The organism is Mesorhizobium sp. CA7 (assembly GCF_020165015.1).
In the GTDB taxonomy this organism is placed as follows: domain Bacteria; phylum Pseudomonadota; class Alphaproteobacteria; order Rhizobiales; family Rhizobiaceae; genus Mesorhizobium.
Genome location: NZ_JAIUHH010000020.1, coordinates 1 through 14,542, shown reverse-complemented (window position 1 = coordinate 14,542; position 14,542 = coordinate 1). Strand labels below are relative to the sequence as shown.

The 14,542-nt window shown below is 64.8% G+C and carries 6 protein-coding genes; 5 read left to right on the top strand and 1 reads right to left on the bottom strand.

Annotated features, from left to right (window positions below; translation table 11 throughout):
- The first annotated feature begins 31 nt into the window (after positions 1-31).
- Positions 32-847: an N-formylglutamate deformylase gene (gene hutG / locus LB552_RS25500; RefSeq protein WP_224610903.1), complete on the top strand. Its 816-nt coding sequence runs from the start codon at positions 32-34 to the stop codon at positions 845-847.
- Positions 848-879: 32 nt separating this feature from the next.
- Positions 880-2,550, top strand: a complete 1,671-nt coding sequence (gene hutU / locus LB552_RS25495) for a urocanate hydratase (RefSeq protein ID WP_224610902.1) — start codon at positions 880-882, stop codon at positions 2,548-2,550.
- Between the two features lie 17 nt (positions 2,551-2,567).
- On the opposite strand, the gene LB552_RS25490 is transcribed toward hutU, so the two are convergent.
- On the bottom strand, positions 2,568-2,774 hold the full coding sequence (locus LB552_RS25490; protein WP_263481788.1) for a hypothetical protein: 207 nt from the start codon (positions 2,772-2,774) through the stop codon (positions 2,568-2,570).
- Between the two features lie 96 nt (positions 2,775-2,870).
- Here LB552_RS25490 and LB552_RS25485 point away from each other — a divergent pair, with 96 nt between their 5' ends.
- The 3 genes from LB552_RS25485 (at position 2,871) to LB552_RS25475 (ending at position 14,452) form a co-directional block, all read left to right on the top strand.
- On the top strand, positions 2,871-3,458 hold the full coding sequence (locus tag LB552_RS25485; protein WP_224610901.1) for a HutD family protein: 588 nt from the start codon (positions 2,871-2,873) through the stop codon (positions 3,456-3,458).
- A gap of 270 nt (positions 3,459-3,728) precedes the next feature.
- On the top strand, positions 3,729-12,308 hold the full coding sequence (locus LB552_RS25480; RefSeq protein WP_224610900.1) for a GH36-type glycosyl hydrolase domain-containing protein: 8,580 nt from the start codon (positions 3,729-3,731) through the stop codon (positions 12,306-12,308).
- Positions 12,309-12,682: 374 nt separating this feature from the next.
- Positions 12,683-14,452, top strand: coding sequence for a glucan ABC transporter ATP-binding protein/ permease (locus tag LB552_RS25475; protein ID WP_095767781.1), 1,770 nt, complete (start codon positions 12,683-12,685; stop codon positions 14,450-14,452).
- Positions 14,453-14,542 lie beyond the last annotated feature (90 nt).

Here is a 14,542-nt window from a genome sequence, read left to right as displayed (position 1 = left end):
GCCGTAGAGCTCCAACCTGCGGAGACCTCGCATGACCCCGTCCTGGCTCACGGTCACCCAGGGCACCGCGCCGCTGCTGGTTTCAATCCCGCACACCGGCATCGACCTCGCAGGCCTCGACTCGCGCCTCGTCTCGACTTGGCTCGGGCGGCGCGACTGCGACTGGTGGATCGACAAGCTCTATGATTTCGCCGCCGACCTCGGCGCAACCGTCGTGCACACCGCCATCTCGCGTACCGTTATCGACGTCAACCGCGATCCGTCGGGCGTTTCGCTCTATCCCGGCCAGGCGACGACCACCCTTTGCCCGACAGACACGTTTGACGGCGATCCGCTCTACCGCATGGGTGAGGAGCCGAGCCCATCCGAGATCGACCAGCGCCGCGAGACCTATTTCGAGCCTTACCATGCCGCCCTGCAGGCCGAGATCGACCGGCTGCGCGGCATGCATGACAAGATCGTGCTCTATGACTGCCATTCGATCCGCTCGGTGCTGCCGCGCCTGTTCGACGGCACGCTGCCGGTCTTCAACCTTGGCACCAATGACGGCAAGAGCACCGATCCCGTGCTGCAGGAAAAAGTGGCCGCCATCCTGGCCGCGACCGGCGAGACCTGGGTGGTCAACGGCCGCTTCAAGGGCGGCTGGATCACCAGAAGCTTCGGCCAGCCCGGGAACGGCGTGCATGCGCTGCAGATGGAGCTCTCCAACCGCGGCTACATGCGCGAGCCTGCGGAAAAAGGTTCGCCGGAAAATTGGCCGGTGCCTTACGACCCAAGCTACGCCGCGCCGATCCGCGCCACGCTGAAGACAATCCTCGAAACCGCCATTGACTGGGCTGGGCGCTGACGCGCTGCCCGCCTTGCTTGAAAGGGACATTGATGACCGATCCTCGTCACAACATCCGTGAAGTGCGCGCCCCCCGCGGCGACAAGCTCAACGCCCGTTACTGGACGACGGAAGCGCCGCTGCGCATGCTGATGAACAACCTCGATCCCGAGGTCGCCGAGAACCCGAACGAGCTCGTCGTCTATGGCGGCATCGGCAGGGCGGCGCGCACCTGGAACGATTTCGACCGCATCGTCGCTTCGCTGAAGACGCTCGGCGAGGACGAGACGCTTCTGGTGCAGTCGGGCAAGCCGGTCGGCGTCTTCAAAACCCACGCCAACGCGCCGCGCGTGCTCATCGCCAACTCCAATATCGTGCCGCACTGGGCGACCTGGGAGAAGTTCAACGAGCTCGATAGGAAAGGCCTGATGATGTACGGCCAGATGACAGCCGGCTCCTGGATCTATATCGGCACGCAAGGCATCGTCCAAGGTACCTACGAGACCTTCGTTGAGGCCGGCCGCCAGCATTATAACGGCGACCTCAAGGGCAAGTGGATCCTGACCGGCGGCCTCGGCGGCATGGGTGGCGCCCAGCCCTTGGCAGCAGTCATGGCCGGCGCTTCCTGCCTTGCGATCGAGTGCAACCCGGACTCGATCGATTTCCGCTTGCGCACCCGCTATGTCGACGAGAAGGCCGAGACGCTCGACGAAGCGATGGACATGATTGATCGCTGGACCAAGGCCGGCGAGGCAAAATCGGTCGGGCTGCTCGGCAACGCCGCCGAGATCGTGCCGGAGATGTTCAAACGCGGCATCCGCCCCGACATTCTCACCGACCAGACCTCGGCGCATGACCCGATCAACGGCTATCTGCCGAAGGGCTGGACGATGGCCGAGTGGCGCGAGAAGCGCACCTCGGATCCGAAGGCCGTCGAGAAGGCCGCCCGCGGCTCGATGCGCGAGCATGTCGAGGCGATGGTGGCATTCTGGAACGCCGGCGTGCCGACGCTCGACTACGGCAACAACATCCGCCAGGTCGCCAAGGACGAGGGTTTCGAGAACGCCTTTGCATTCCCGGGCTTCGTGCCGGCCTATATCCGGCCGCTGTTCTGCCGCGGTATCGGCCCGTTCCGCTGGGCCGCTCTCTCGGGCGATCCGGAAGATATCTACAAGACCGACGCCAAGGTGCGCGAGCTCACTCCCGGCAATACCCATCTGCACAACTGGCTCGACATGGCGCGCGAGCGCATCTCGTTCCAGGGATTGCCGGCGCGCATCTGCTGGGTCGGCCTCGGCGACCGCCACCGGCTCGGCCTCGCCTTCAACGAAATGGTCGCCAAGGGCGAGCTCAAGGCGCCGGTGGTCATCGGCCGCGACCATCTCGATTCCGGCTCGGTCGCCTCGCCGAACCGCGAGACCGAAGCGATGAAGGACGGCTCCGACGCGATTTCCGACTGGCCGCTGCTCAACGCGCTGCTCAACACCGCGTCGGGCGCGACCTGGGTGTCGCTGCACCATGGCGGCGGCGTCGGCATGGGCTTCTCGCAGCATGCCGGCATGGTCATCGTCGCCGACGGCACGGCTGACGCGGCAAAGCGCCTGGAGCGCGTGTTGTGGAACGACCCGGCGACAGGCGTGATGCGCCATGCCGATGCCGGCTACGACATCGCCATCAAGTGCGCCAAGGAGCACCAGCTCAACCTGCCGGGCATCCTGGGCTGACGACGTAAGGGCGGCGGCTATCTGTTGTTCTTGAGATAGTCACTCAAAGATTGGGCGCCGCTCTGCTCCAGAAGCGTGCTTAACTTCATGTCAGAGCGGCGGCCTTCTGCGAAGTTGTCGCCGTAGGTTTCCCTCAGTGTGCCGACAAGAGTGTTGCCGTGTTTCTCGCTAATACGGCCATTCTCATCTCTATGGCGACCATCAAGTCCAGGTTGTTTGATCATGTTGAAAAGCCTCGATTCGGATGACGCTCGGTTCGATTCGATGCCTAGCACAAGTCGGAACATAACGGAAACAGATTTCTAGGAATGGGATCAAAAATGAAAATCCTTCGTGCCGCCGATTACCGCGTCATGCCGTGGAAGAATGGCGGCGGCACGACCACCGAAATCGCCGTGTCGCCCGACGGCGCCGGGCTCGAGGATTTCGACTGGCGCGTCTCGATGGCCCGGGTCGAGACGAGCGGGCCGTTCTCAAGCTTCGCAGCCATAGATCGAACACTGTCGGTGCTGGAAGGCGAGGGGATCATTCTCGACATTGCCGGCCAGGCGCCGGCGCGGTTGACCATGGCCTCGGCGCCGCTCGCCTTTCCGGGCGACGTGCCGACCGGCGCGGCGCTGATCGGCGGCCCGATCACCGATCTCAACATCATGACCCGCCGTGGCCGCATGGCCCATGAGGTCGAGCGCCGGTCTTTCACCGCCGAGATTCGGATTGCGCCGCGCGCCGACACCACGCTCGTTCTTGCCGTCGGTGCCGGCGCCACGCTCCTCACGCACGATGGGCCGAGCCTCGGACCGCTCGACACGCTGATCCTCGACCGCGACAGCCCGGAATTGCGGCTTCAGCCCAAGGGGCAGGGCCTGCTTTTCGTGATCGGGCTCCACCGCCTCGCCGCCAACCATTAACGGCTGTTGCCAAACATGATCGCGGCTTGGGCGAATTATCGCCCGGCCCCTTGCATGTACCACGAAAAAGCCTGAATCCTTGCCCTGATCCAACCGGGGGCGGAGAGCGAGGGGCGTTCGCCCACGAGCTGTCGAAAGGGCACGCCCCGGTTGTGGTGCGCAAAACAAACTTTCGGCCGATCAGTGATGCAACCAATTGCAATTGAACCGGTTTTAGGGCCATTGCCGTGGCGGTGACGCCGCATTGCGCCCCCGCTTACGGAATTTTCAATGAACATTCAGACCAATCCCAACAAGATCGAACTCACAAGCGCCGGCTTCCCGGCGGCAACGGATGCGCCGATACGCTCCAACTTCCTGCCTGAGGATCGGCTGCGCGCCTTGGGCGTCGCGCTCGCCAAGGGCGAGGTCAAGGAATTGTTCGGCCTCGCCCCGTTCGAGTTCCAGGCCCGCATCCGCGACAGCGCCAAGAAGATTCTCGAAGTCTACCGCTCGACCAATGCCGCGCAGGCCAAGGGCGAGACCATCACGCCGGCCGCGCAATGGCTGCTGGACAACAATTACTTGGTCGAGGAGACCATCTTCCAGGTCAAGCGCGACCTGCCGCGCCGCTTCTACCGGCAGTTGCCGACGCTCACGCTCGGCGACGGCACGGTGCTGCCACGCGCCTTCGTCGTGGCGTGGAGCTATGTCGAGCATTCCGACAGCTCCGTGTCGGCCAGCATGTTCAAGGCTATCGTCGAGGGCTTCCAGTCGGTCGAGCCGATGAAGATCGGCGAGCTCTGGGCGCTGCCCTCGCTGCTGCGCTTCGTGCTGATCGAGAACCTGCGCCGCATCGCCGTGCGCGTCGAGCGCACCAGGCAGATGCGCCAGACCGCCAACGAGGTCGCCGACCGGGTTCTGGCGACCGACGACAATGCCGACCGCACCAGGATCCTATCGAACTACAGCGCGCATGCGCAGGACACCACCTTCGCCACCCAACTGCTCTACCGCCTGCGCGACGGATCGCAGAACGCCGGCCGCGCGCTGGAATGGCTGGAAGGCGAGCTCGAAAAGACCGGTTCCGATGCCGAGGAGATCATCATCTCCGAGCATCAGACGCTGTCCTCGGGCAATGTCACCACCGGCAACATCATTCGCGGTCTGCGCCTCATCAATGACGTCGACTGGACGGTCTGGTTCGAGGGCGTCAGCCGCATCGACACGCTGCTGCGCGACAAGACCGATTTCGCCAACCTCGATTTCTTCTCGCGCGACCAGTACCGCACCGCGATCGAACAGCTGGCGCGCCGCTCGCATCTCTCCGAGTACCGCGTCGCCGAAAAGGCGATCGAGCTTGCCGGCCACACACCCGGCCTCACCGATGCGTCCGGCGTGCCGGAAACAGCGGACCCCGCCGTGCACACCGATGTCGGCTTCTTCCTGGTCGGCCCGCGCCGGCAGGAGCTGGAAAGGGCGATCGGCTACCGGCCGCCTTTCTATGTGACCTTCAAACGAGGCTTTGCCAGCGCCGGCTGGCTGGGCATCGTCGTGCCGGTTTTCCTGTTGACGGCGCTGCTGCTGGTGCTGTCGGGCAAAGCGCTCGTCAATCTCGGCCTGTCGGTGGAATCGATCACGCTGATGCTGGCGCTGTTCGCCGTTCCAGCCAGCGAAGGCGCGCTGGCCTTCTTCAACACCGTGGTAGCGCTGTTCCTGAAGCCGACCAGGCTTGTCGGCTACGATTACAACAAGCACGGCATCCCGGCCGAATCGCGCACCTTGGTCGTGGTGCCTTCGCTGATCGGCTCGCGCGACGACGTCGAGGAAAACATCCGCAACATCGAGGTGCACCACCTCGCCAACACGGCGGACGAGATCCGTTTCGCGCTGTTGTCCGACTGGCCGGATTCCAAGACCGAGATCGACGTCGCCGACATCGAGATCCTGCAATATGCCCGCGACGAGATCGCCAGGCTCAATGCCCGCTATCCGTCCGAAGGTTCGCCGCGCTTCTACCTCTTGCATCGCCGCCGGCTCTATAACCAGGCTCAGGGCTGCTGGATGGGCTGGGAGCGCAAGCGCGGCAAGCTGCATGAGCTGAACCTTCTTTTGCGCGGCGACAGCGACACTACCTTCCTGCCGCTCGATGTGCCGCTGCCGGAAAACGTCGTCTATGTGATGACGCTCGACGCCGACACGCGCACCACGCGCGACGCGGTTTCGGACCTGGTCGGCAAGCTCGCCCATCCGCTGAACCGCCCGCATTTCGATCCGGTCAAGCGCATCGTCACCGCCGGCTACACCATCCTGCAGCCGCGCATCACCGCTTCGCTCACCAGCGGCGACGACGCCTCCTTCTTCCAGCGTGTCTTCTCGGCCAATCGCGGTCTCGACCCCTATGTCTTCGCGGTCTCTGACCTCTACCAGGACGTCTTCGGCGACGGCTCCTTCACCGGCAAGGGCCTCTACCATATCGACGCCTTCGAAGCGGCGCTGAAGAACCGCATCGACGAAAACACCATCCTCAGCCACGATCTGCTCGAAGGCGCGCTGGCACGCGCCGCGCTGGTCACCGACGTCGAGCTGGTCGAAGACTATCCGACCCGCTACTCGGTCGACGCCTCGCGCCACCACCGCTGGGCGCGCGGCGACTGGCAGCTGCTCGGCTATATCTTCGATCCGCGCTCCGGCGTGCCTGCGCTGTCGCGCTGGAAGATGGTCGACAATCTGCGCCGCTCGGTCACCCCGATCTTCTGGGTCATGGCCTGCATTGCCGGCTGGACGCTGCTGCCCTTCACCCAGGCGGCGCAGTGGCAGGCTCTTATGATCCTCAGCCTGTTCATGGCGCCGACCTTCGACATCGTGAACGGCATCCTGCCGAAGAGCGGCGACCAGACGCCGCGCGGCCATTTCTCCGCTTTGGCCCGCGATACCGTGTTCGGCACCGCGCTCGTGGCGTTAAAAGTGCTTTTGATGGCGCATCTCGCCTGGATGATGGGCGATGCCATCATCCGCACCATCTATCGGCTCTTCGTCAGCCGGCAAAATCTTTTGGAATGGCGTACCGCCTCGCAAGCCGCCAAGGGCGGCAACGATCTCGGCGCCTATTACGGCATGATGTACGGCGCGGTGATCATCGGCGTCGTTGGCCTGGCGATTCCGGTGCTGGCCGATTCCACCGGCGCCTTCGTCGCGTTCTTCTTCGCCATCTTCTGGATCGCTTCGCCCGCCGTCGCCTGCTGGATCAGCCGCTCGGCCGAGACTGAGGACAGGCTGCGTATCTCGACCGCCGACATCCACGCGCTGCGCACCTTCGCGCGCCGCACCTGGCACTATTTCGAGACCTTCGTGACGGCCGAGCAGCATCACCTGCCGCCGGACAATTTCCAGGAAAGCCCGGCGCCGGTTGTGGCGCCGCGCACCTCGCCGACCAATATCGGCGTCTATCTGCTCTCGGTTGTATCGGCGCGCGATTTCGGCTGGATCAGCCTGTCGGACGCCATCACCCGCATCGACGCCACGATGACGACCATCGAGAACATGCCGCGCGATCGCGGCCATCTTTATAACTGGTATGACACCACGACACTGAAGCCGCTCTATCCGCTCTACATCTCAGCGGTCGACAGCGGCAATCTCGCTGGACATCTCGTCGCGGTGGCGGCGTCCTGCGCCGAATGGGCCGAAGCGCCTTCCGTGCATCTGCAAGGCGATTTCGAAGGCATCATCGACACCGTCACTATCCTTGACGAGAGCCTGGACGAGCTGCCGGACGACCGTCGGCAACTGCGGCCGCTGCGCCAGCGCCTTGCCGACCGTCTCGACGGCATGCGCCGCGCGGTGGCGACCATCAAGGCGCAGCCTGAGATGGCGTCGATCCGCACCATCAATCTTGCGGTGCTGGCCGGCGAGATCCGCAAGCTCGCCACCGCCATCCACACCGAGGCGGCATCGCCGAAGAGCGATGTCATCGCCGATTGGGCGGCCAGGCTGGAAGCGACCTGCGAGGCGCATGTGCACGACTCGCACAATGACGATAGCGCGGTCGCCGCTCTGCGCGCCAAGCTGCTCGCCTTGCGCGAGCGCTGTCGCCGCTACGCCTTCGAAATGGATTTCTCCTTCCTGATGCGGCAGGAGCGCAAGCTGCTCTCGATCGGTTACCGCGTCGAGGAGCGCCAGCTCGACGAGAGCTGCTACGACCTGCTTGCTTCCGAAGCACGGCTCACCAGCCTGTTCGCCATCGCCAAGGGCGACCTGCCGACCGAGCACTGGTTCCGTCTGGGACGGCCGATCGTCGAGATCGGCTTCCAGGGCGCGCTGATGTCCTGGTCGGGCTCGATGTTCGAGTATCTGATGCCGCCGCTGGTGATGAAGGAGCCGCAGGGCTCGATCCTCAACCAGACCAGCAAGCTCATCATCAAGCGCCAGATCCAGTATGCGCGTTCCAAGAACGTGCCCTGGGGCATTTCGGAAGCGGCCTACAACGCCCGCGACCGCGAGCTCACCTATCAGTACACCAATTTCGGCGTGCCCGGGCTCGGCCTGAAGCGCGGCCTTGGCCAGAACACCGTGATCGCCCCCTATGCGACGATCCTGGCCGCACAGTTCAATCCGCGCGAGGCGGTGCAGAACCTGCAGCGGCTGCGCTCGATCGGCGCGCTCGGCCGTCACGGCTTCTACGACGCGGTCGATTTCACGCCGCAACGCGTGCCCGAAGGCACCGACCACGCTGTGGTGCAGAACTATATGGCGCACCATTCCGGCATGACGATCGCGGCGGTAGCCGACGCTATTTTCGAGGGCCGGCTGCGCGAGCGTTTCCACAGCGACCCGGTGATCGAATCGGCCGAGCTTCTGCTGCAGGAGAAGGCGCCGCGCGACATTCCGACGGCGACCGTCAGGACGGAAGCCGACGAGCGCTCCAAGGACGAGACCGAGGCCGAGAGCCCGGATAGCCGTGTCGTGCTCGACCCGATCAAGGCGCTGCGGGCGACCAACGTCATGTCCAACGGCCGCTATTCAGTCATGGTCACCGCCACCGGCTCCGGCTACAGCCGCTTCGGCGAGCTTGCCGTCACCCGCTGGCAGCCGGATCCGAGCGAGGATCGCCTCGGCTCCTATATCTTCCTGCGCGACGCGGCGACCGGCGACTGGTGGTCCGCCACCGCGGAGCCGAAGCGCGCCGAGGGCGAGCGCGTCCAGACGCTGTTTGGCGACGACAAGGCGAGCTTCACCAAGACGGTGGGTTCGCTGCGTTCGGAAGTCGAATGCATCGTCATTTCAGAAGGCAATGGCGAAGGCCGCCGCATCACGCTCTACAATGACGGCGCCACCGACCGGCACATCGAAGTGACTTCCTTCGCCGAGCTGGTGCTCGGCAACGAGACTTCGGACAACGCGCATCCGGCGTTCTCCAAGATGTTCGTCGAGACCGAGATCGCGCCGAACAACAGCGCGATCTTCGCCACAAGGCGCAAGCGCGACAACAACGATCCCGACCTCACCATGGTGCATTTCGTCACCGACCCGTCCGGCCCGTCGCGCGATGCCGAGGCCGAGACCGACCGGCGCGCCTTCATCGGCCGTGGCCGCACCATCGCAGATGCCGTCGCCTTCGACCCCGGCGTCAGGCTTTCGGGCAGCCAGGGCTTCACGCTCGACCCGGTAGCGGCGCTGCGCCGCCAGGTGCGCGTTCCGGCCAACAAGAAGATATCGCTGACCTTCTGGACCGCCGTCGGCGCCAATCGCGGCGAGCTCGACGAGGCGATCGCCCGTCTCGACCACCAGGAGAGCTTCGCCCGCCAGGCCATGCTTGCCTGGACGCGCAGCCAGGTGCAGACGCGCCATCTGGGGCTCAGCCTCACCGACGCCGCCAATGTGCAGAAGCTGGCGCGCTATTTGATCTATCCCGATCCGTTCCTGCGCCTGCCGGCGGAATCCATAGCGTCGGGCCTCGGCCGCCAGTCGAGCCTTTGGCCGACCAGCATCTCTGGCGATTTCCCGATCTTCCTCGTGCGCATCGGCGACGTCGCCGATCTCGAGATCGTCGCCCAGGCGCTCCGCTTCCAGGAATATATGCGGGCGCGTGGCATGATGATCGACTTCGTCGTCGTCAACGAGCAGGCCTCGTCCTATGTGCAGGACCTGCAGCGCGCGGTGGAGACGCTGTGCGAGAACAGCCGCCTGCGCGGCCGCGAGCTCGGGCCCCGCCAGCATATCTTCGCGGTGCGCCGCGACCTGATGGACGAGCCGACCTACAAGACGTTGCTATCGGTGGCGCGCGTCGTGCTGCACACCCGTAACGGCACGATCTTCGATCAGCTCGAACGTGCCGAGACGGCGGCGCTCCAGGCCCGCGACGCCTTGATGCAGGCCGAGGGCGGCACGCCGCGCGAGCCCGTTCCGCCGCTCCCCTTGCCGGTGCCGGCAAGCCGAAGCGGAGCCGATATCGCCGCCGACGGCAGCGGCCTCAGCCTCTGGAACGGCTTTGGCGGCTTCGACGGCGACGGCCGCCACTATGTCACCCGGCTGACCGGGCGGCGTTCGACGCCGCAGCCCTGGATCAACGTGATCTCCAACGCCTCGTTCGGCTTCCACGTCTCGGCCGAAGGCGCCGGCTTCACCTGGAGCCGCAACAGCCGCGACTACCAGCTGACGCCGTGGTCGAACGACCCGGTGTCGAACCGGCCAGGCGAAGGCTTCTATATTTTCGACCAATTGAGCGGCAAGGCCTTCTCGCCGATGGCTGCGACGGTTCGCGATCCGTCGATGACCTATGAGACCTGGCACGGCCAGGGCTTCTCGACCTTCCGCTCCAAGCGCGGTTCGCTGTCGATGGACCTGACGCAGGTGGTCGATCCCACCGATCCTGTGAAGATCACCCGGCTGCGCATCCAGAATGCCGACCCGGCGCCGGCGCGGCTGCGCATTTACGCCTATGCCGAATGGGTGCTGGGCGGCCATCGCTCGCGCACGGCGGCGACCATCGTGCCGTCGCGCGACGCCGCCACCGGCGCCATGCTGGCGCAGAATCCATATGGCCTCGACTTCGGCGAGCGTGTCGCCTTCCTGGCAGCCAGCCATCCTGTCCATTCGGTAACCGCTGACCGCAGCGAGTTCATCGGCAGGCACGGCACGACCGAATATCCGCAGGCCGTGCTTGGCGGGCTTGCGCTTTCCGGCCGCATCGAGGCGGGCGACGATCCCTGCGCTGTCGTCGCCAGCGACATCGACATTCCCGCCGGGGGCGACGTGACACTGTCCTGGCTGCTTGGCGACGCCGCCACGCCCGCCGAGGCGAGCGCACTGGTGCAGACCCATCGCAGCAAGGATTTCGATCAGCGCCTGGCCGATAACGAGCGCGTCTGGCGCGGCTTCCTCGACACCATCCAGGTCGAGACGCCCGACGAAGCGATGAACGCCATGGTCAACCATTGGCTGCCTTACCAGAGCCTGGCCTGCCGCATCCGCGCGCGCTCGGCCTTCTACCAGGCGAGCGGCGCGTTCGGCTTCCGCGACCAGTTGCAGGACACGCTCTCGCTTCTGGCGCATGACTCGAAGCTGGCGCGCGACCAGATCCTTAATGCGGCGCGCCGGCAATTCCCGGAAGGCGACGTGCAGCATTGGTGGCTGCCGCGCACCGATGCCGGGGTGCGCACGATGATCTCGGACGACGTAGTCTGGCTGGCGCATGCGACGGCCCGCTACATCGAGGTGACGGGCGACGCCGGTATCCTCAAGGAGCAGTTGCCCTTCATCGACGGGCAGCAGCTCGGCGAGGGCGAGCACGACGCCTTCTTCACGCCTGAGATCACCAAGAACACCGCGCCGCTCTATGAACATTGCGCGCGGGCGCTCGATCTCGCGATCAAGCGCAGCAGCCCCGCCGGCCTGCCGCTCATCCTTGGCGGCGACTGGAACGACGGCATGAACCGTGTCGGCGAGGGCGGCAAGGGCGAGAGCGTGTGGCTGGGCTGGTTCCTGCTGAAGACGCTCACCGACTTCGCGCCTGTCGCCAAAGGGCAGGGCGACACCAAGCGGGCGCAGGCCTGGACCAAGCACGCGGACGCGCTGAAACGGGCCCTGGAAAGCACCGCCTGGGACGGCCAGTGGTATCGGCGCGGCAGCTTCGACGACGGTACGCCGCTCGGCTCGCACAATTCGGACGAGTGCAGGATCGATTCCATCGCCCAGTCCTGGAGCGTGCTGTCGGGCGAGGGCGATCCTGCCCGTTCGACGACGGCCATGGAACAGGCGACCAAGATGCTGGTCGATGACGAGCTCAAGATCGTCAAGCTGTTCACGCCGCCCTTCTCGAAAAGCGAGAAGGATCCCGGCTATATTAAGAGCTATCCGCCGGGGGTGCGCGAGAATGGCGGCCAATATACCCATGCCGCGACCTGGTTCGTCATCGCGCTGGCTGAAATGGGCCGCACTGACGAGGCTTATCGCTGCTTCTCGATGCTGAACCCGGTCAACCACGCTTCGGACGAGGCGGCGGCCGAGCACTATCGCGTGGAACCCTATGTCGTGGCCGCCGACATCTATGCCGGCGAAGGCAAGGGCGGCCGCGGCGGCTGGACCTGGTACACGGGCTCGGCCGGCTGGCTTTACCGCGCCGCGGTGGAGGGCATTCTCGGTATCGAACGGCGCGGCAAGGAGATCACGTTTAGGCCGAAGCTGCCCGGGCACTGGGACGGCTACGCCGCGACGCTCAAGATGTTCGACGGCGAGATCAAGCTTCGTGTTATCCGCGACAAAAAGACCAAGTCGATCTCGCTAGAAGTCGATGGTTCGAAGAAAAAATCGGCCTCTTTCGAGCCGAAAGCTGGCGACAAGACCGAGGTCGTCGTCAGGATACCTGCGTAAAATCAAAGGTTTGGTTCGTCGGCCGCGCATCTTTCGGGGTGCGCGGCCGACGCCCTTTTTACTTGGCGCGGCCTCTCGCGCCCGATCGCGCGCCTTCCTTTAGGGCAGCCTAAGCAAGCAGCTTGTGATTAAAAATGTGGCAGCGCGAGGCAGGTGCCATTATTTTGCCGCAAGCCTGACATTTCACCTTTTATCTCAAACCGTTAGGTGATCACGTCAGATTTCGCACCGTCGTCATCTTTTGTTCGCTAAATGGGAACGGAAGCGATAGACGACGCATTGTTTCGCGACACGTTAACCGATACGTGTCAGAAAATGGTGCGGTGCACAATTCGGGCATTGAGCACAGACAAGAGTTTGGCGGAGTAGCTGAAGTGTCACTTCTGCAGATCTACTTTAGAGCGCTGGGTTATCTGGCGTCCGACAAGAAGCGCGTTGCGCTGATTTGCGGCGCCAATGTCGCGCTCGCGGCGATCGCGATCCTTGAGCCCATCCTCCTGGGCCGGGTGATCGGTGCCATCTCCGAAAAAGGCGCGGTGTTTTCGACGCTCGCCGTCTGGGCCGCTCTTGGTGCCTTCAACGTCGTCGCCTTCGTGCTGGTGGCGCGCGGCGCCGACCGCTTCGCCCATGCCCGCCGCTCCGAGGTGCTGTGCCAGTCCTTCGAGCGTGTCATCACCATGCCGCTTGCCTGGCACCATCAGCGCGGCACATCCAATTCGCTGCACACGCTGCTGCGCGCGGTCGAGACCCTGTTCAGCCTGTGGCTCGAATTCATGCGCGTGCATCTCTCGACGGCCATCGCGCTGGTGCTGCTGGTTCCGACCGCGCTGTCCATGGACATCCGCATGTCCGTCGTGCTGCTTGGCCTGGGCGTGCTCTATGTCGGTATCGGCCGCCTCGTCATGCGCCGCACCAAGTCGGGGCAGACTGCCGTCGAACGCCACTACCACACCGTGTTTGCCCACGTGACCGACAGCGTCAGCAACGTTGCCGTGCTGCAGAGCTACAATCGCATCGGCCACGAGACTGCGACGCTGAAGCGCTATGTGAAGGATCTGCTCGACGCCCAGAACCCGGTGCTCGACTGGTGGGCGATCGCCAATGCGCTGAACCGTCTGTCGTCGACCATCTCGATGATGATCGTGCTCTCGATCGGCGCTTATCTCGTCACCCGTGGCCAGCTCCGCGTCGGCGATGTCGTTGCCTTCACCGGCTTTGCCGGAATGCTGATCGCCCGTCTCGACCAGATGTCGGCCTTCACCACTCAGATTTCCGAGGCTCGTGCCAAGCTCGAGGAGTTCTATCGCCTCGAGGATTCGGCTGCCGAGACCGCCGAGCCCGACGGATTGCGCGAGTTGACCAACGTCACCGGCCACGTCCGCTTCGAGGATGTCAGCTTCGAGTTCGCCAATTCGGGCCACGGCATCGAGGACGTCTCCTTCGAGGTCCAGGCCGGCCAGACGGTCGCCATCGTCGGCCCGACCGGCGCCGGCAAGACGACGCTCATCAATCTCTTGCAGCGCGTCTTCACGCCCGCCAGCGGCCGCATCCTGATCGACGGCATCGACACCCGCACGGTGACCCGCAAGTCGCTACGCCATTCGATCGCCACCGTCTTCCAGGACGCCGGCCTGCTCAACCGCTCGATCGAGGACAACATCCGTGTCGGCCGCGCCGATGCCAGCAATGACGAGGTTCACGCCGCCGCCAATGCCGCCGCCGCCCAGGACTTCATCCTGGCCAAGAGCGGCGGCTACGATACCGTCGTCGGCGAGCGCGGCGGCCAGCTCTCGGGCGGCGAGCGCCAGCGTATCGCCATCGCCCGCGCGGTGCTCAAGGATGCGCCGATCCTGGTGCTCGACGAGGCGACCAGCGCGCTCGACGTCGAAACCGAGGATCGCGTCAAGGAGGCCATCGACGAGCTGCGCCGCAACCGCACGACCTTCATCATCGCCCACCGCCTGACCACGGTCCGCGACGCCGACCTCGTCGTCTTCATGGACAAGGGCAGGGTGGTCGAGATGGGCGGCTTCACCGAGCTGTCGCTGCGCAACGGCCGCTTCGCCGCCCTGCTGCGCGCCGGTGGCCTGCTCAACGACGAGGAAGTCCGCCGCCTCAGCCGTCCGGTGACGGAAGCGGCGTAAGGCAGAACGCTTCTCCCTTCTCCCCTTGTGGGAGAAGGTGGATCGGCGCGATAGCGCCGAGACGGATGAGGGGTGTTCCAGCGGAGTGAG